Origin of the sequence: Nonomuraea sp. NPDC048826, from assembly GCF_043198225.1 — a bacterium.
Lineage (GTDB): Bacteria > Actinomycetota > Actinomycetes > Streptosporangiales > Streptosporangiaceae > Nonomuraea.
In genome coordinates this window covers 487,676-504,659 of sequence record NZ_JBICUQ010000007.1, presented here as the reverse complement: position 1 = coordinate 504,659, position 16,984 = coordinate 487,676, and the positions used below count along the sequence as shown (strand labels likewise).

The 16,984-nt window shown below is 71.5% G+C and carries 17 protein-coding genes; 12 read left to right on the top strand and 5 right to left on the bottom strand.

The annotated features are described in order from the left end of the window. Nucleotides 1–15 precede the first annotated feature (15 nt). Nucleotides 16–690 carry a GntR family transcriptional regulator gene (locus tag ACGFI7_RS27235; protein WP_393409459.1) on the top strand — a complete coding sequence of 225 codons (675 nt, stop codon included), beginning with the start codon at nt 16–18 and terminating at the stop codon, nt 688–690. On the opposite strand, the gene ACGFI7_RS27230 is transcribed toward ACGFI7_RS27235, so the two are convergent. Further along, nucleotides 687–1,601 (bottom strand): DMT family transporter, encoded by a 915-nt coding sequence (locus tag ACGFI7_RS27230; RefSeq protein WP_393409458.1) that lies wholly within the window; start codon nt 1,599–1,601, stop codon nt 687–689. The genes ACGFI7_RS27235 and ACGFI7_RS27230 overlap by 4 nt on opposite strands. 111 nt (nt 1,602–1,712) lie before the next feature. Between ACGFI7_RS27230 and ACGFI7_RS27225 the strand changes: the two genes are divergently transcribed. Then, the gene (locus ACGFI7_RS27225; RefSeq protein ID WP_393409457.1) at nt 1,713–2,909 is read left to right on the top strand and encodes an MFS transporter; all 1,197 of its coding nucleotides are present in this window, start codon (nt 1,713–1,715) and stop codon (nt 2,907–2,909) included. Here ACGFI7_RS27225 and ACGFI7_RS27220 read toward each other — a convergent pair whose 3' ends face one another. Together ACGFI7_RS27220 and ACGFI7_RS27215 are read right to left on the bottom strand one after the other, a co-directional pair. Then, nucleotides 2,910–3,635 carry an ABC transporter permease gene (locus ACGFI7_RS27220; RefSeq protein ID WP_393409575.1) on the bottom strand — a complete coding sequence of 242 codons (726 nt, stop codon included), beginning with the start codon at nt 3,633–3,635 and terminating at the stop codon, nt 2,910–2,912. It abuts the gene before it with no gap. 53 nt (nt 3,636–3,688) lie between these two features. Further along, nucleotides 3,689–4,597 (bottom strand): ABC transporter ATP-binding protein, encoded by a 909-nt coding sequence (locus ACGFI7_RS27215; protein WP_393409456.1) that lies wholly within the window; start codon nt 4,595–4,597, stop codon nt 3,689–3,691. A gap of 198 nt (nt 4,598–4,795) precedes the next feature. Here ACGFI7_RS27215 and ACGFI7_RS27210 point away from each other — a divergent pair, with 198 nt between their 5' ends. The 10 genes from ACGFI7_RS27210 (at nt 4,796) to ACGFI7_RS27165 (ending at nt 14,705) form a co-directional block, all read left to right on the top strand. Continuing rightward, entirely contained in the window at nt 4,796–6,013 is a 1,218-nt protein-coding gene (locus ACGFI7_RS27210; protein WP_393409455.1) for a multidrug effflux MFS transporter, read from the top strand. A gap of 91 nt (nt 6,014–6,104) precedes the next feature. Beyond that, nucleotides 6,105–6,848 (top strand): helix-turn-helix transcriptional regulator, encoded by a 744-nt coding sequence (locus ACGFI7_RS27205; protein WP_393409454.1) that lies wholly within the window; start codon nt 6,105–6,107, stop codon nt 6,846–6,848. Continuing rightward, nucleotides 6,845–8,257 (top strand): Fe-S cluster assembly protein SufB, encoded by a 1,413-nt coding sequence (gene sufB, locus ACGFI7_RS27200; protein WP_393409453.1) that lies wholly within the window; start codon nt 6,845–6,847, stop codon nt 8,255–8,257. The genes ACGFI7_RS27205 and sufB overlap by 4 nt, the downstream gene beginning before the upstream one ends. Next, nucleotides 8,257–9,378, top strand: a complete 1,122-nt coding sequence (gene sufD, locus ACGFI7_RS27195) for a Fe-S cluster assembly protein SufD (protein ID WP_393409451.1) — start codon at nt 8,257–8,259, stop codon at nt 9,376–9,378. The genes sufB and sufD overlap by 1 nt, the downstream gene beginning before the upstream one ends. Next, nucleotides 9,375–9,692: a non-heme iron oxygenase ferredoxin subunit gene (locus ACGFI7_RS27190; protein ID WP_393409449.1), complete on the top strand. Its 318-nt coding sequence runs from the start codon at nt 9,375–9,377 to the stop codon at nt 9,690–9,692. Before sufD ends, ACGFI7_RS27190 begins: the two co-directional genes overlap by 4 nt. Nucleotides 9,693–9,695: 3 nt before the next feature. Further along, nucleotides 9,696–10,442, top strand: a complete 747-nt coding sequence (sufC, locus tag ACGFI7_RS27185) for a Fe-S cluster assembly ATPase SufC (protein ID WP_393409447.1) — start codon at nt 9,696–9,698, stop codon at nt 10,440–10,442. Further along, nucleotides 10,439–11,701, top strand: coding sequence for a cysteine desulfurase (locus tag ACGFI7_RS27180; protein WP_393409446.1), 1,263 nt, complete (start codon nt 10,439–10,441; stop codon nt 11,699–11,701). The genes sufC and ACGFI7_RS27180 overlap by 4 nt, the downstream gene beginning before the upstream one ends. A 2-nt stretch (nt 11,702–11,703) precedes the next feature. Then, nucleotides 11,704–12,144 (top strand): Fe-S cluster assembly sulfur transfer protein SufU, encoded by a 441-nt coding sequence (gene sufU / locus ACGFI7_RS27175; RefSeq protein ID WP_393409445.1) that lies wholly within the window; start codon nt 11,704–11,706, stop codon nt 12,142–12,144. After that, entirely contained in the window at nt 12,141–12,500 is a 360-nt protein-coding gene (locus tag ACGFI7_RS27170) for a metal-sulfur cluster assembly factor (protein WP_393409444.1), read from the top strand. Before sufU ends, ACGFI7_RS27170 begins: the two co-directional genes overlap by 4 nt. 303 nt (nt 12,501–12,803) lie before the next feature. After that, nucleotides 12,804–14,705: a DEAD/DEAH box helicase gene (locus ACGFI7_RS27165; protein WP_393409443.1), complete on the top strand. Its 1,902-nt coding sequence runs from the start codon at nt 12,804–12,806 to the stop codon at nt 14,703–14,705. A gap of 306 nt (nt 14,706–15,011) precedes the next feature. On the opposite strand, the gene ACGFI7_RS27160 is transcribed toward ACGFI7_RS27165, so the two are convergent. Beyond that, nucleotides 15,012–15,938 carry an RNA polymerase sigma-70 factor gene (locus ACGFI7_RS27160; protein ID WP_393409442.1) on the bottom strand — a complete coding sequence of 309 codons (927 nt, stop codon included), beginning with the start codon at nt 15,936–15,938 and terminating at the stop codon, nt 15,012–15,014. Further along, a complete protein-coding gene (locus ACGFI7_RS27155; protein ID WP_393409440.1) occupies nt 15,935–16,846 on the bottom strand; it encodes an NAD-dependent epimerase/dehydratase family protein in 912 nt (303 codons plus the stop codon). The genes ACGFI7_RS27160 and ACGFI7_RS27155 overlap by 4 nt, the downstream gene beginning before the upstream one ends. Nucleotides 16,847–16,984 lie beyond the last annotated feature (138 nt).

Genomic DNA, 16,984 nt, shown 5'->3' with positions numbered 1-16,984 from the left:
GGAAGGGAAGGGCGGATGGCTGCCGAGGACCGGCTCGACCTGCCGATGGTGGGGGAGCGGCAGAGCTTGCGCGAGCAGGTGGCGCAGGCGCTCAGGGCGGCACTGATCACCGGGGAGATGCGCCCCGGCGTGGTCTACTCGGCGCCGGTGCTGGCCGCCCAGTTCGGCGTCTCGGCCACCCCGGTCCGCGAGGCCATGCTCGACCTGGCCAAGGCGGGCCTGGTCGAGGCCGTACGCAACAAGGGCTTCCGGGTGACCGAGCTGTCCGAGCGCGACCTCGACGAGCTGACCCAGCTGCGCGAGCTCATCGAGGTGCCGACGGTCGCCAGGATGGCCGACGCGGGCCGGGCCCCCGACTTCCGGCGGCTGCGCCCGGCCGCCGAGGAGATCCTCGCCGCCGCCGAGCGGGGCGACCTGCTCGCCTACGTCAACGCCGACCTGCGCTTCCACCTGGAGCTGCTCGGCCTTTCGGGCAACGGCCACCTGGTCGAGGTGGTCAAGGACCTGCGCACCCGGGCCCGGCTCTACGGCCTGTCGCAGCTGGCCGAGCGCGGCATGCTGGCCGACTCCGCCCGCGAGCACCTGGCGCTGCTCGACGCGCTGGAGAACGGCGACGAGCGGGCCGCCGAACACATCATGAGCGAGCACATCCAGCACGTCAGAGGCATCTGGGCGGCCCGCGAGGGCTAACCCTTCCGCGTCGTCCTGGTGGTGCCGAGGCTGGCCGCGACGATGCACAGCACGGCCACCCACTGCTGCGCGTGCAGCAGCTCGCCGAGCACCAGCACGCCGACCAGTGCCGCCGCGGCGGGCTCCACGCTCATCAGGATGCCGAACACGTGCTTGGGCATCCGGCGCAGCGCCTGCAGCTCCAGCGAGTACGGGATCACCGACGACAGCAGCCCCACGCCCAGCCCGATCAGCAGCAGTTCGGGCCGGAGCAGGTCGGCCCCGCCGCTGACCACGCCCACCGGCGCGATCACCACGGCCGACACGATCATCGCGAACGCCAGCCCGGTGGCGCCGGGGAACCTGCTGCCCGCCGCCGCGGACAGCAGGATGTAGGCCGCCCAGCAGATCCCCGCCGCCAGCGCGAACCCGATCCCGACCCAGCTCGCCGACCCCGTCTCGCCCCAGGGCGCGAGCAGCACGACCCCGGCCCCGGCCAGCCCCACCCACAGCAGGTCCAGACGGCGCCGGGAGGCGGCCACCGCCACGCCCAGCGGGCCGAGGAACTCGACGGCGACCGCGACGCCCATCGGCAGCCGCGACAGCGCCTCGTAGAAGGTCAGGTTCATCAGCGCCAGCGTCACGCCGAACCCGATCCCGACCGCCCAGTCACGACCCCGCAGGCCGCGCAGTCTCGGCCGGGCCAGCGCGCCGATGACCAGCGCGCCCAGGGCGATGCGCAGGAACACCACCGCGCTCGGCGGCAGCGCGGCGAACAGTTGCTTGGCGAACCCCGCCCCGAGCTGCACCGAGAAGATCGCCAGCAGCACCAGCCCGGACGGCGGGATGGAGTCGGCGGCGGTGCGCAGCAGGTTACCCGGCCGCGGCAGACCGCCGCGGTCGAGCGGGTTGTCAAGGGCGAAGGCGGTCACTGAGCTCCTTACCTCGGGCACTTCGGGGAGAAGCGTAGCGACCTGCCAGAACATTCCTGACAAAGGGAGTGTTTTACTGATCCAGAACCCCCGACCCCGGACGCGGAGCACATGAGCGCCTCAGCCCCCACCGTCAGCCGCACCCGCCCGCCCCTCGCCCTCGCCGCCGCCTCGTTCGTCAGCAGCTTCGACCGCCTGGTGGTGACGCCGCTGCTGGTCCTGATCGCGGCCGAGCTGGAGGTCCCGCTGGCCACCGCGGTGGCCGTGGCCAGCGGCTACTACCTCGCCTACGGGGTCTCGCAGCCGGTGTGGGGGTTGTTGTCGGACCGGTTCGGGCGGGTCCGGGTGATGCGGCTGGCGCTGCTCGGGGCCGGGCTGGCGGGCCTGGCCTCGGCGGCCATGCCGGCGCTGCCCGCGCTGATCGCCGCCAGAATCGCGGCCGGCGCCTGCTTCGGCGCGGTGATCCCCACGTCGCTGACGTACGTGGGAGACACGGTCGAGGTCTCGTTACGGCAGCGCGCCCTGTCCGACCTGATGGGGCTGATGGCGCTGGGCACCGCGCTGGCCACCGGCCTCGGCGGCGTGCTGGGCGACCTGGCCGGCTGGCGGGCGGCGTTCAGCGTGCCCGCCGCGTGCGCGCTGGCCTGCGCCGTCGCGCTGCGATGGCTGCCGGAGCCGCCGCGCGCCGAGGTCGGCGGGCTGGGCCGGCACGTCGGCGAGGTGCTGCGCCGCCCGTGGGCGCTGCTGGTGTTCGCGCTGGCGTTCGTCGAGGGCGCGGTGCTGCTCGGCATGCTGACGTTCCTGGCCACGGCGCTGCAGCACCAGGGCGTCGCCACCGGGCCCGCCGGGCTGGCCGCGGCCGGCTACGGGGCGGGCGTCTACCTGTTCTCGCAGGTGGTCAAGCGGCTGGCGGGAGGGTGGCCGGTATGGGTGCTCATCCTGACCGGCGGGACGCAGATGTGCGCCGGCTTCGTGATCGTCGCCGTCCAGGCGAACCTGGCCACGGTCGCGGTCACCGCGCTGCTGCTCGGCGGCGGCTGGTCGTTCATGCACTCGTCGCTGCAGACCTGGGCGACGTCCGTGGCGCCGCGGGCGCGCGGCACGACGGTGGCGTTCTTCGCCTCCTGCCTGTTCATGGGCAGCGCCGTCTCCTCGTGGGCGGCCGGCCCGCTCGCCGGGCGCGGCTCGTACGGGCTGCTGTTCGGCCTGGCCGCGGCCGTCACCGCGCCGCTGACGGCGGTCGCCGCGATCAGCCGCAGACGGTACGGTTCACGCGCCCCGGAAGAGGGCGCGCCGCGCCCCGAATGATCACTCCCAGCGGAAGGTGCGCGCGGCCAGCCCGAGCGAGACGACGGCCCACACCGCGAGCACGGCCAGCGCCGCCAGCGGCAGCGCGCCACCGGTGAGGACCGTGCGCAGGCCGCCGGTCAGCGCCGAGATCGGCAGCAGCTCCAGCACCGGACGCACCGCGGCGGGGAACTTGTCCAGCGGGAACACCACCCCGCCCGCCGCCAGCAGCAGCAGGTAGACCAGGTTGGCCGCGGCCAGCGTCGCCTCGGCCCGCAGCAGCCCGGCCATGAGCAGCCCGAGCCCGCTGAAGGCGGCGGTGCCGAGCAGCACCAGCGCCCCGCCGGCCAGCACGGAGGTCACCGGCGAGCCCTGCGGGCTCCAGCCGAGCGCCAGCGCCACCGCGACCAGCACCACCACCTGGACGGCCTCCACCACGAGCACCGCCGCCGTCTTGGCCAGCATCAGCCCGCCCCTGGACAGCGGGGTCGCGCCCAGCCGCTTGAGCACCCCGTAGCGCCGCTCGAACCCGGTCGCGATCGCCTGCCCGGTGAACGCCGTGGACATCACCGCCAGCGCCAGCACGCCCGGGGCCAGGAAGTCGACCCGGCGTCCGCCGCCCACGTCGATCAGCGGCGCCAGCGAGAAGCCGACCAGCAGCAGCACCGGAATGATCATGGTGAGCAGGAGCTGCTCGCCGTTGCGCAGCATGCCGCGGACCTCGGCTCCGGCCTGCGCCAGCACCATGCGCGGGAACGGCGCCGCCCCCGGGGCCGGCGTGAAGTCGAGTGTGGGTGTCGTCACCGCAGCTCCCTGCCCGTCAGCTCCAGGAACACGTCCTCCAGGGTGCGCCGCTCGATGCGCAGGTCGTCGGCCGTCACGCCCTCCGCCGCGCACCACGCGGTCACGGTGGCCAGCAGCTCGGGGTCGACCTGGCCCTCGACGATGTAGTGGCCGGACGGCGACTCCTTGGCCGCGCTGCCGACCGGCAGCGCGTTGAGCAGCTCCTCCAGCGTCAGCCCAGGGCGGGCGCGGAAGCGCAGCTGCCGCTCGGCCCCGGTCAGGGACGACGGGCTGCCCTCGGCCACCACCCGCCCCCTGTCGATGATCACCACGTGGTCGGCCAGCCGCTCGGCCTCGTCCATGTGGTGGGTCGTCAGCACCACCGACACCCCGGCGGCGCGCAGCTCGCCCACCAGCTCCCAGCAGGCGTGCCGAGCCTGCGGGTCGAGCCCGGCCGTGGGCTCGTCGAGGAACACCAGCTCCGGCCGGCCGATCACGGCCGCGGCCAGCGACAGCCGCTGCTGCTGCCCGCCCGACAGACGGCGGAACGGGGTCCGTACGTGGTCCGACAGCCCCAGCCTGGACAGGAGGGCGGACGGGTCCAGCGGCCGGGCGTGGAACCGCGCGACCAGCCGCAGCCACTCGCCGCACCGGGCGGCGGGCGGCACGCCGCCCGACTGCGGCATGATGCCCACCCGGGGGCGCAGCTCGGCCGCGGCGGGCGGCAGCCCGAGCACCCGCACCGTGCCGCCGTCGGCGGTGCGGAACCCCTCACAGATCTCCACCGTCGAGGTCTTGCCCGCGCCGTTGGGGCCGAGGATGGCCGTGACCGCCTCGCGGGCGGCGCTCAGCGTGAGGCCGTCGATCGCGGCGGTGCCGCCGTACCGCTTCACGAGGTCGACGATCTCGACGGCTGGGGATGTCATGACCCCGAGTCTAGGGACCGCGAACGGTGGTTCGCCGACCAGCCCCGCGCCGGGTGACGACGGGGATTTAAGCCTGCGACGATCGGTTTACCGGAAATTTCCGGAAACCGGGAATGTGTATTGCCAAAAAGAGGTTCTTCCTCCTCGGCCACTTCGCATCCCGCCCCCGTCGGCCTGCAGTGAGAGAGGTACACCCGCATGTCCGTGGCAGAAGCCGCGCAACCGATCGTCAAGCCGAGCCGGCGAGGGCTCCTGCTGTTCATCCTCGGCGCGCTCTCCGCGATCGGGCCCCTGTCCATCGACATGTACCTGCCGGCGCTGCCCGCCATCACCGAGGAGATGCTCAGCGTCCCCGCCCAGGTCCAGCTCACGCTCACCGCCTGTCTCATCGGCGTCTCGGCGGGGCAGATCGTGGCCGGGCCGCTCAGCGACGTGCGCGGCCGCCGGGTCCCGCTGATCGTCGGCGTGGCCGGCTTCATGGTGTCCTCCCTGCTGTGCGCCTTCGCCCCGTCGGTGCCCGTGCTCATCGCGCTCCGGCTGCTGCAGGGCATGCTCGGCGGCGCCGCCCTGGTCATCGTCCGCGCCGTGGTGCGCGACCTCTACGACGGGCCCGCGATCGCCCGGATCTTCGCCAGCCTCATGCTGGTCAGCGGCCTGGCGCCGATCCTGGCGCCGATCGCGGGGGCGCAGCTGCTGGCGTTCACCTCGTGGCGGGGCGTGTTCGTGGCGCTGAGCCTGATGGGGCTGGCGCTGATGCTGGCGGTGCTGACCGGGGTGCGCGAGACGCTCCCGGCGGACCAGCGGGAGAGCGGCGGGCTCCGGCACACCGGGCGCAGCTTCTGGCGCCTTTTGCGCGACCGGCCGTTCATGAGCTGCGCGCTGACCGCCGGGTTCGCGTTCGGCGCGATGTTCGCCTACATCTCCGGCTCGCCGTTCGTGCTCCAGGAGGTGTACGGGGCCTCGCCGCAGCAGTACTCCCTCATCTTCGGGCTCAACGCGCTCGGCCTGATCGTCATGTCGCAGGTCGGCGGGCGGCTGGCGGGCCGGGTGCCGCAGCCCCGGCTCGTCATGATCGGCCTGATGATCGCGCTGGCCGGCGCGGCGCTGCTGCTGCTGGCCGTCTCCACCGGTCTGGGGCTGGGCGGGGTCGTGGCGGGGCTGTTCGTCCTCATGTGCGGCCAGGGCCTGATCCTGCCGGGCACCGGCGCGCTCGCCCTGGCCGGGCAGCCGCCGCAGGTGGCGGGGGCGGCCTCGGCCCTGCTCGGCGTGCTGCAGTTCGCGCTGGGCGCCCTCGCCGCGCCGTTCGTCGGCCTGTTCGGCTCCGGCACCGCGCTGCCCATGGCGGTCGTCATGACCATCTTGTTCGCCTGCTCCGCGGTGACCTTCTCGGTGATGAACCGCACCGTTGTTAGGTAAGCCTTACCTGAGTGAGAAATTGCATTGACCTCCTGCTCCGAACCGTTTGTGGAGCGGGAAGGAATTACGGCACACTGATGTTGTGAAAAACGTGCCCTTGATAGAGCCCGGTAGCGAGCGCAGCACCCGTGCGCGCGTCGCCCGGCTCATTCTCGAGCACGGGCCCATCGCCGCGGCGGCGCTGGGCGAGCGGCTCGGGCTGACGCCCGCGGCCGTCCGGCGTCACCTCGACGCGCTGCTCGCCGACGGGATGATAGAGCCCCGTACGGTCCGGCCGCGCGGCCAGCGGGGGCGCGGACGTCCGGCCAAGCTGTTCGCCATCACCGACGCGGGGCGCAACGCCTTCGAGCACGCCTACGACGACCTGGCCGGGAGCGCGCTACGCTTCCTGGCCGAGCGCCTGGGTGAGGAGGCGGTGTCCGACTTCGCCCGCCGACAGGTCGACAGCCTGCTGCGGCGGCTGGAGCCGGTCATGCGGCAGGTGCCGCCCGACCAGCGCGTCCAGGTGCTGGCGCAGGCGCTGTCCGAGGAGGGCTACGCCGCCTCGGCCAGCAAGGCCAAGTCGGGTGGCGACCAGCTCTGCCAGCACCACTGCCCGGTGGCCCACGCGGCCGCGGAGTTCCCGCAGCTGTGCGAGGCCGAGACGGAGGCGTTCGCGCAGCTGCTCGGCACCCCCGTGCAGCGCCTGGCCACGATCGCGCACGGCGACGGGGTCTGCACCACGCACGTGAGCCCTCAGTCGCTGGGGGTCCCACATAGAGCCGACAGAAGCGTACGCGACAAGAGCTTTCGCGATGAGAGCATTCGCGATGAGAGCAAGGAGACCGGAGGGTGACTGTCACCGACCGCCCGGAGCTGGAAGGCCTCGGGAATTACAAGTTCGGCTGGGCCGACCCCGACGCCGCCGGCGCGGCGGCCAAGCGCGGCCTGTCCGAGGAGGTCGTACGCAACATCTCCGGGCTGAAGAACGAGCCTGAATGGATGCTCGACCTTCGCCTGAAGGGCCTCCGCCTGTTCGACAGGAAGCCGCTGCCGACCTGGGGCTCCGACCTCACCGCCATCAACTTCGACAACATCAAGTACTTCGTCCGCTCGACGGAGAAGCAGGCGACGTCCTGGGACGAGCTGCCCGCCGACATCAAGAACACCTACGACAAGCTCGGCATCCCCGAGGCGGAGAAGCAGCGCCTCATCGCCGGCGTCGCCGCCCAGTACGAATCCGAGGTCGTCTACCACAAGATCCGTGAGGACCTCGAGGAGAAGGGCGTCATCTTCGTCGACACCGACACGGGCCTGAAGGAGCACGAGGAGCTCTTCAAGGAGTACTTCGGCTCCGTCATCCCGGTCGGCGACAACAAGTTCGCCGCGCTCAACACCGCCGTGTGGTCCGGTGGCTCGTTCATCTACGTGCCGCCGAACGTCGAGGTCGAGATCCCGCTGCAGGCCTACTTCCGGATCAACACCGAGAACATGGGCCAGTTCGAGCGGACCCTGATCATCGTGGACGAGAACAGCTACGTCCACTACGTCGAGGGCTGCACCGCGCCGATCTACTCGTCCGACTCGCTGCACTCCGCGGTCGTCGAGATCATCGTGAAGAAGAACGCGCGCTGCCGCTACACGACCATCCAGAACTGGTCCAACAACGTCTACAACCTGGTCACCAAGCGCGCCGTCGCCTACGAGGGCGCCACCATGGAGTGGATCGACGGCAACATCGGGTCCAAGGTCACGATGAAGTACCCCGCCGTCTACCTCATGGGCGAGCACGCCAAGGGCGAGACCCTGAGCGTCGCGTTCGCGGGCGAGGGCCAGCACCAGGACGCCGGGTCCAAGATGGTCCACCTGGCGCCGCACACCAGCTCCAGCGTCATCTCCAAGTCGGTGGCGCGCGGCGGCGGCCGCACCTCCTACCGCGGTCTGGTGCAGATCGAGGAGGGCGCCCACGGCAGCGCCAGCACCGTCAAGTGCGACGCCCTGCTCGTCGACCAGATCAGCCGCTCCGACACCTACCCCTACGTCGACGTCCGCGAGGACGACGTCTCGATGGGTCACGAGGCCACGGTCTCCAAGGTGAGCGAGGACCAGCTGTTCTACCTCATGAGCCGCGGGCTCGACGAGGACGAGGCGATGGCGATGATCGTGCGCGGCTTCGTCGAGCCGATCGCGCGTGAGCTGCCCATGGAGTACGCGCTCGAGCTCAACCGGCTGATCGAGCTGCAGATGGAAGGAGCCGTCGGCTGATGGGCCTGAACGAGAAGCCCCTGTCGACCCTGCACGAGAAGGCGTCGTACGACCTGGCCGACTTCGAGGTGCCGGCCGGGCGCGAGGAGGCGTGGCGCTTCACCCCGCTCGCGCGGCTGAAGGGCCTGCACAACGGCAAGGCCGTCGCGGGCGGCCACGTCAAGGTGGACGTGGACGCCGCGCCGGAGGTCACCGTCGAGACCGTGGGCCGCGACGACCCGCGGCTCGGCCAGGTCTACGTGCCGGCCGACCGGGTCAGCGCCCAGGCCTACAACGCCTTCGAGAAGGCGACCGTGCTCACGGTGCCGCGCGAGGCGGTGGCCTCCAGGCCGACCGTCGTCACGCTCACCGGCGCCGGTGACGGCGCCGCCTTCGGCCACCTGCTGGTCCAGGTCGAGCCGATGGCCGAGGCCGTGATCGTGCTCGACCACAAGGGCAGCGCCGTCTACGCCGACAACGTGGAGTTCGCCGTCGGCGACGGCGCCATCCTGCGCGTCGTCAGCCTGCAGGACTGGGACGACGACGCGGTGCACGTCAGCCACCACCACGCCAGGCTCGGCAAGGACGCCACCTTCCGCAGCTTCGTGGTGACGCTCGGCGGCGACCTCGTCCGGCTGTCGCCCAGCGTGTCCTACGCCGCCCCCGGCGGCGACGCCGACCTGGCCGGGGTCTACTTCGTCGACGCCGGTCAGCACCTGGAGCACCGCCTCCTGGTCGACCACTCGCAGCCCAACTGCAAGAGCAACGTCGACTACCGCGGCGCCCTCCAGGGCGAGGACGCGCACGCCGTGTGGATCGGCGATGTGATCATCCGGGTCGAGGCCGAGGGCACCGACACCTACGAGCTCAACCGCAACCTCATCCTCACCGACGGCGCCCGCGCCGACTCGGTGCCCAACCTGGAGATCCTCACCGGCGAGGTGGCCGGCGCGGGGCACGCCTCGACGTCCGGCCGGCTCGACGACGAGCACCTGTTCTACCTCCAGGCCCGGGGCATCCCCTTCGACGAGGCCCGCCGCCTGGTCATCCGGGGCTTCCTCGGCCAGCTCGTCGAGAAGATCCAGATCGAGGAGATCCGCGATCGCGTCATGGCGGCGCTGGAAGCGGAGCTCGCCCGATGAGCTTCGAGAAGGTCTGCCAGATCGGCGACATCCCCGACGGGGGTGTCATCGCCGTCGAGGTCGGCGAGACGCCGGTCGCGCTGGTGCGCAAGGGCGGCGACGTGTTCGCCCTGCACGACGTCTGCTCGCACGCCGAGGTGAGCCTGAGCGAGGGTGACGTCTACGACGACACGCTCGAGTGCTGGCTGCACGGCTCGTGCTTCGACATCCGCACCGGCAAGCCCACCGGCCCGCCCGCCACCCAGCCCGTGAACGTCTACACAGTCAAGATCGACGGCGATGACGTGCTCGTCTCGCTCTCGAAGGAGTCATAAGCCATGTCCACCCTTGAGATCCGTGACCTCCACGTCGCCGTCGAGGACAAGGAAATCCTGCGCGGCGTCAACCTGACGGTGAAGTCGGGCGAGACCCACGCCATCATGGGCCCCAACGGCTCCGGCAAGTCCACGCTCGCCTACGCGGTGGCCGGCCACCCCAAGTACACGATCACCGGCGGGCAGGTCCTGCTCGACGGCGTCGACCTGCTGGAGCTGTCGGTCGACGAGCGGGCCCGCGCCGGCCTGTTCCTGGCCATGCAGTACCCCGTCGAGGTCCCCGGCGTGTCGGTGTCCAACTTCCTGCGCTCGGCCGTCACCGCCGTCCGCGGCGAGGCGCCCAAGCTACGTGAGTTCGCCAAGGACCTGAAGTCCGGCATGGACGCGCTCTCCATCGACGCCGCCTTCGCCCAGCGCAACCTCAACGAGGGCTTCTCCGGCGGCGAGAAGAAGCGCCACGAGATCCTCCAGCTCGAGCTGCTCAAGCCGAAGATCGCGGTGCTCGACGAGACCGACTCCGGCCTCGACGTCGACGCGCTGCGCGTGGTGTCGGAGGGCATCAACCGCTTCCGCGCCTCCGGTGAGACCGGCGTGCTGCTGATCACCCACTACACCCGCATCCTCCGCTACGTGAAGCCCGACTTCGTGCACGTCTTCGCCGCCGGCAAGATCGTCGAGGAGGGCGGGCCGGAGCTGGCCGACAAGCTCGAGTCCGAGGGCTACGAGCAGTACACGAAGGCATCTGCATGACTCAGACCAGCTTGGACGTGGAGAGGATCAGGAAGGACTTCCCGGTCCTCTCCCGCGAGCTGCCCGGCGGGCGTCCGCTCGTCTACCTCGACTCGGGCAACTCCTCCCAGAAGCCCACCCAGGTCATCGAGACCATGCGCGAGCACCTCGCGATGCACTACAGCAACGTCGGGCGCGCCATGCACGTGCTGGGGGCGGAGTCCACGGAGGCCTACGAGAGCGCTCGCGACAAGATCGCCGCGTTCATCGGCGCGCCCGCGCGCGAAGAGGTCGTCTTCACCAAGAACGCCTCCGAGGCACTCAACCTGGTCGCCTACTCCTTCGGCAACCCGGCCAACGCCGACGACCGCTTCCGGCTCGGCCCCGGTGACGAGATCGTCATCTCCGAGATGGAGCACCACTCCAACATCGTGCCGTGGCAGCTGCTCGCGCAGCGCACCGGCGCGACGCTGAAGTGGTTCGGCGTCACCGACGAGGGCCGGCTCGACCTGTCCAAGCTGGACGACCTGGTCGGCGAGCGGACGAAGATCATCTCGATCGCCCACCAGTCGAACGTGCTCGGCACCGTCAACCCGGTGGCCGACGTGCTGGCCCGCGCCCGCCAGGCCGGGGCGCTGGTCATGCTCGACGCCTCCCAGTCGGTGCCCCACCACCCGGTGGACGTCGCCGCGCTGGGCGTCGACTTCGTCGCCTTCACCGGCCACAAGATGGTCGGGCCCTCCGGCATCGGCGTGCTGTGGGGCCGGGGCGAGCTGCTCGACGCCATGCCCCCGTTCCTCGGCGGCGGCGAGATGATCGAGGCGGTCTGGATGGACCGCTCGACCTTCGCCCCCATCCCGCACAAGTTCGAGGCGGGCACACCGCCGATCGTCGAGGCCATCGGCCTCGGCGCGGCCGTCGACTACCTCACCGGGGTCGGCATGACGGCCGTCGAGGCCCACGAGCGCGAGCTCACCGCGTACGCGCTGGACGCGCTCCGCGAGGTGCCGGGGCTGCGGCTGATCGGCCCCGACTCGCTGGAGCTGCGCGGCGGCACCCTCTCGTTCACCCTTGAGGGCATCCACCCGCACGACGTCGGCCAGATCCTCGACGACAGCTTCGGCGTCGCGGTGCGCGTCGGCCACCACTGTGCGCGCCCGCTGCACCTGCGGTTCGGAATACCGGCGACCACCCGGGCGTCGTTCTATCTGTACAACACCACGGGCGAGATCGACGCCCTGGTGCGCGGCCTCCACCACGTTCAGAAGGTGTTCGCATAGCCATGATCGGCGAGTCGATGTACCAGGAGCTGATCCTGGAGCACTACAAGCACCCGCAGGGGCGGGGGCTGCGCGAGCCGTACGACGCCGAGGTTCACCACGTGAACCCGACGTGCGGCGACGAGATCACGCTGCGGGTCAAGGTGGGCGACGCCGGTAAGATCGAGGATGTCTCGTACGACGGTCAGGGCTGCTCCATCAGCCAGGCCGCGGCGTCGGTGCTGCACGAGCTGGCGACCGGCTCGACCGTCGAGGAGACCCTGTCGGTGGTCGACGAGTTCACCCGGCTCATGCAGGGCAGGGGCAAGGTAGACCCCGACGAGGACGTGCTCGGCGACGCGGTCGCGTTCGCCGGGGTGGCCAAGTTCCCGGCACGCGTCAAGTGCGCGCTGCTGTCGTGGATGGCCTACAAGGACGCTGTGGTGAGGAGTGCTGCGCGATGAGCAAGCCTGTCGAGACCCCGACCGGCTTCGACGGCGACGCGACCGTCGAGGAGGTCATGGAGGCGCTGAAGGACGTCGTCGACCCCGAGCTGGGCATCAACGTCGTCGATCTCGGCCTGATCTACGGCCTCAACCTCGACCCGGGCGACGACGGCAAGCCCGTCGCGACCATCGACATGACCCTCACCAGCGCCGCCTGCCCGCTGACCGACGTCATCGAGGACCAGGCGCACTCCGCACTCGACGGCATGGTCTCCGATGTGAAGATCAACTGGGTCTGGCTGCCCCCGTGGGGCCCTGACAAGATCACCGATGAGGGCCGTGACCAGCTTCGTATGCTAGGCTTCAACGTCTGATCTTTTCGGCTGGAGGCTGGTGCTCCGGCACCGGCCGTCTCAGCGTGCCGAGGGATCCGGAAAGTCCGGAGACCCTCCTCGGGAATAATCGTGATCTCTCCCTTGTTGGCACACAAGGACACCTGACGCCTCATCGCGCGTCCCGCGCCGCCTGCGGCCGGCGCCCTCAGGTGCGCCTTCCCCCAAGCTCCGCCCCGATGGCGGGCGCACTGCAATGTGTACGGCGACGATGCCGTACGTCCTGGCTCGTCCTTTCGCAGAAGTGACGTGCCACTTCGACTGAAAGGCACGAATTTCGTGACCATGCTTGACGCTGTCCTGCCCGAGACGACCCCCGAGCAGGGCCCGTCCGAGTTCGAGTTGCTCGGTCTGCCCAAGCCGCTCGTGACCGGTCTGGCCAGGCAGGGCATCGCTTCACCGTTCCCCATCCAGAGCGCGGCCATCCCGGACGTGCTCGCCGGCGCCGACGTACTCGGCCGCGGCCAGACCGGCTCCGGCAAGACCCTCGCCTTCGGGCTGCCCACGATGGCCCGCATCGCCGGCGTCAAGCCGGCCCCCGGCCGTCCCCGCGCGATGGTCCTCGTCCCCACCCGCGAGCTCGCCCTCCAGGTGCACGACGCACTCGAACCCCTCGGCCGCGGCCTCGGCCTGCGCATGAAGGTCGTCGTCGGCGGCATGTCCATGGGCAAGCAGATCGAGGCGCTGCGCCGCGGCGTCGACATCGTCGTCGCCACCCCCGGCCGCCTCGGCGACCTCATCCGCCAGGGCGAATGCTCCCTGGAGGACATCGAGGTCAGCGTCCTGGACGAGGCCGACCACATGTGTGACCTCGGCTTCTTCCCGGTGGTGACGGAACTGCTCGCGCAGACCCCGCCCGGCGGGCAGCGGCTGCTGTTCTCCGCCACCCTCGACGGCGACGTGGACAAGCTCGTCCAGCGTTTCCTCAAGGACCCGATCACCCACTCCGTCGCCCCCGCGACCTCGCCCGTCGACACCATGGAGCACCACGTGCTGCAGGTGACCCGGGACGACAAGTTCGACATCACCGCCGAGATCGCCAACCGTGAGGGCCGCACGATCATCTTCGTGCGCACCCAGCACGGCGTCGACCGGCTCTGCAAGCAGCTCGCCAGGGTCGGCGTCAAGGCCGGCGGCCTGCACGGCGGCAAGCGCCAGAACCAGCGCACCCGCATCCTTGCCGAGTTCCGCGAGGGCTCGATCAACGTGCTCGTCTGCACCGACGTCGCCGCCCGCGGCATCCACGTCGACAACATCAGCCTCGTGCTGCACGTCGACCCGCCCCAGGACCACAAGAGCTACCTCCACCGGGGCGGCCGCACGGCCCGCGCCGGGGAGAAGGGCACCGTGGTCACCCTGGTCCTGCCGAACGAGCGCCGCTCCACCGAGTCGCTGACCCGGCGGGCCGGCATCCACCCGTTCCGCCTCAAGGCGACCCCCGGTCACCCGCGGGTGGCGGAGGTCACCGGCGCCCGCATCCCGAACGGCGAGTCCATCCCCGTCTGGGAGCCGGACGTCCGCAAGCCCCTGCGTCCGCGCCGCGACAACCACGGCGCCCGCACCCGCCGGCCCCGCCGCGACTTCGACGGCGACCGCCGTCCCCGGCGCCACGAGGACGGGTTCTCCGGCCCTCGGCGTCACGACGACGGTTTCTCGGGTCCGCGCCGTGAGGACGGCTTCTCCGGCCCGCGCGGCGAGCAGGGCTCCGGTCCGCGCCGTGAGGACGGTTTCTCCGGCCCGCGACGCGAGCAGGGCTTCTCCGGCCCGCGACGGCACGAGGACGGCTTCTCGGGGCGTCGGCGTGAGGGCGGCGACCGGCCGTTCTCCGGCCCGCGCCGCGACGACCGCGGATCCCGCACCTTCGGCGAGGACCGCCGCGACGGCGGGTTCCGGTCGGACCAGCGCGGCCACGGCGACGACCGCCCGTTCCGCGAGGGTGACCGCCCGCGCGGCGGGTTCCGCTCCGACGACCGCGGCACGCGCGGTGGCGGGTTCCGCTCCGACGACCGCGCCGGCCGCTACTCCGCCGACCGCGGCCGCCCCTCCACGGGCGACCGCGACCGCGGCGGCTACCGCTCCGACGACCGCCCCCGCGACGGCTACCGTCCCGGCGGCTTCCGCTCGGACGACCGCGGCAGCAGGGGCGGCTACCGCCGCGGCGGCTCCGGCCGCAGCTACGACCGCTGACCGGCCCAGCCGGTAACCCGAACCACGAGCACCCCCGTACCGTTCATCGTGAATGGTGCGGGGGTGCTCGCGTGTCCGGTGCGCCATAGCTCTGAGCCTGGGACTCGGTGACAATTCCGGGTCCCCGGTCGCGGCCCATAAGCCTGGGTTGCGCTCTCGTCCCTCCTGGCTGCCAGCCCATGGGTCTTCGCCCCCGGTTCTGCCTCCGGGTCTCCGCCTCGTGGTCTCCACCTTCCACGCCCCCCGAGCCCGCGGGCGGGTGGGTGAGACCCCGCGATCCACGGGGGAGTGCGGAGGGTCGGGGTGTCAGGTGGTGGGGTGGCGGCGGGCTTGGTTGGCTTCGCGGATCACTGCCCAGGCGTCCGCCACCGGGCCCAGGTGGCGGAGTTTGTCGGGGTTGAGTACGGCGCGGATGGTCTGGATCCGCCCGTCGAGGACGTCGAACGCCAGCGTGTTGATGATCTTGCCGTCGCGGTCGTGGAAGATCGCGCCCGGCTGGCCGTTGACCTCGTGGGTGCGCATCGTGCCGCCGATGCGGGCGAACGGCTCCATGATGGCGGTCAGGATCCGGGCCACGTTGTCGCAGCCGAAGACGCCCTGGCCCCACAGCGGGGCGTTGCCGCCGCTGTCGCCGATCAGCTGCACGTCGGCGGCGAGCAGCTCCCGCAGCCCGTCCACGTCGCCTTCCCGTAAGGCGTCGAAGAACCGTCCCGCGAGTTCCTCGCGCTCGTGGCGGTCGGCCTCGAACCGGGCGCGTCCGGAGTCCATGTGGCGCCGCGCCCGTACGGCGAGCTGGCGGCAGGCCGCCTCCGAGCGCCCGACAGCCGAGGCGACCTCGTCGAAGCCGAACCCGAACACCTCGCGCAGCACGAAGACCGCCCGTTCGAGCGGCGAGAGCCGCTCCAGCAGCAGCAACGCCGCCGTCGACACCGAGTCGGCCAGCTCGGCCGACCGCTCCGGGTCCTCGTACGGATCGGCGAGCAGCGGCTCGGGGAACCACCGTCCCGCGTACTCCTCCCGCCGGACGCGGGCCGAGCGCAGCACGTCGATCGCGATCCTGGACACCGTGGCCGACAGGAACGCCTTGGCCGAGGCGGGCTGTCCCGGGTAGGCGTCGTAGCGCAGCCACGCCTCCTGGACCGCGTCCTCGGCCTCGCTCACGCTGCCCAGGATCCGGTAGGCGATCGAGAACAGCAGCGGCCGCAGCTCCAGGAACTCCTCGGCCCTGGTCACGCCAGCTCCTCCTTGAAGCCCTCGCGCCAGGAGGGGTGGCGCAGCCGCCAGCCCAGCTCCCGCTTGGCCTTGGCGTTGGAGAAGCCGCGGCCCTCGGTCATCATCGCCACCGCGGTCTTGCCCGCCAGCGGCCTCGCCAGCCAGACCGGGATCCGCATCGGCGGCTTGGCCCCCGCGCAAGCCGCCAGATGGGTCAGCCACTCGCGCGCCGGCGCGGGCTCGTCGTCGACGATGTTGAACACGCCCCGCACCCGCTGCTCCACGGCCAGGACGGTGGCCTCGGCCGCGTCGTCGAGGTGCACCCACGAGCTGTGGCCGGCGCCGTCACCGATGATCGGGTACTGCCGCTTGCGTACGAGTTCGACCTGGTCGTCGGTGGCGCCCGGCCCGTAGAAGGCGCCGTAGCGCAGGACCGCGCCCCCGGCCGCGAGTACGGCCTCCTCCAGGTGGCGGATCGCCTCGGCGCCCTGGCCGGTGCTCGTCGGGTCCAGCGGGTCCTCCTCGGTCTTCACCCAGCCGCCCGTGCGGATGCCGTTCCACGAGGCGTAGCTCTGCGCGACGACGTGGGAGACGCCGGTCGCCTCGGCGGCGGCCAGCAGGTGGTCCGTCCCCTCGGTGCGCAGCCGGTTGGTGGTGGCGAACCAGCGGTCGAAGTGTTTGATGTCGGGCTTGCCGCTGATGGCGGTCATCTGGTGGACGATCACGTCCGGCCGGGCCCGGGCCACCGCCTCGCCGACGGCTTCCGCGTCCAGCCCGTCCATCACGACCGCCTCGGCGCCCAGATCCTCCAGGAGGGCCAGCTTGCCCGCGCCCGTCGTCGTCGCCGTCACCAGGTGACCCCGCTCCACGAGCCGCGGCACCAGCCGACGCCCCAGCACCCCGGCCCCACCGGCCACGAACACCCGCATGACCATCACTTCCTCACATCAGTAGCCATGTCCGTACCCGGGACGAAACAGCCCAGCCGTTCTGTGACATCGGCCGTCCATGTCACAGAACGGCCGGCCCGGATCGTCCCGGGCAGGACAGACTCACCAAGACAGGAG

Excerpts from the sequence above, each read along its gene's own strand:
- ACGFI7_RS27235 (WP_393409459.1), top strand. The coding sequence starts at position 16 with ATGGCTGCCGAGGACCGGCTCGACCTGCCGATGGTGGGGGAGCGGCAG.
- ACGFI7_RS27225 (WP_393409457.1), top strand. The coding sequence starts at position 1,713 with ATGAGCGCCTCAGCCCCCACCGTCAGCCGCACCCGCCCGCCCCTCGCC.
- ACGFI7_RS27220 (WP_393409575.1), bottom strand. The coding sequence starts at position 3,635 with ATGGTGCTGGCGCAGGCCGGAGCCGAGGTCCGCGGCATGCTGCGCAAC.
- ACGFI7_RS27215 (WP_393409456.1), bottom strand. The coding sequence starts at position 4,597 with ATGACATCCCCAGCCGTCGAGATCGTCGACCTCGTGAAGCGGTACGGC.
- ACGFI7_RS27210 (WP_393409455.1), top strand. The coding sequence starts at position 4,796 with ATGTCCGTGGCAGAAGCCGCGCAACCGATCGTCAAGCCGAGCCGGCGA.
- sufD (WP_393409451.1), top strand. The coding sequence starts at position 8,257 with ATGGGCCTGAACGAGAAGCCCCTGTCGACCCTGCACGAGAAGGCGTCG.
- ACGFI7_RS27190 (WP_393409449.1), top strand. The coding sequence starts at position 9,375 with ATGAGCTTCGAGAAGGTCTGCCAGATCGGCGACATCCCCGACGGGGGT.
- sufC (WP_393409447.1), top strand. The coding sequence starts at position 9,696 with ATGTCCACCCTTGAGATCCGTGACCTCCACGTCGCCGTCGAGGACAAG.
- ACGFI7_RS27180 (WP_393409446.1), top strand. The coding sequence starts at position 10,439 with ATGACTCAGACCAGCTTGGACGTGGAGAGGATCAGGAAGGACTTCCCG.
- sufU (WP_393409445.1), top strand. The coding sequence starts at position 11,704 with ATGATCGGCGAGTCGATGTACCAGGAGCTGATCCTGGAGCACTACAAG.
- ACGFI7_RS27170 (WP_393409444.1), top strand. The coding sequence starts at position 12,141 with ATGAGCAAGCCTGTCGAGACCCCGACCGGCTTCGACGGCGACGCGACC.
- ACGFI7_RS27165 (WP_393409443.1), top strand. The coding sequence starts at position 12,804 with ATGCTTGACGCTGTCCTGCCCGAGACGACCCCCGAGCAGGGCCCGTCC.
- ACGFI7_RS27155 (WP_393409440.1), bottom strand. The coding sequence starts at position 16,846 with ATGCGGGTGTTCGTGGCCGGTGGGGCCGGGGTGCTGGGGCGTCGGCTG.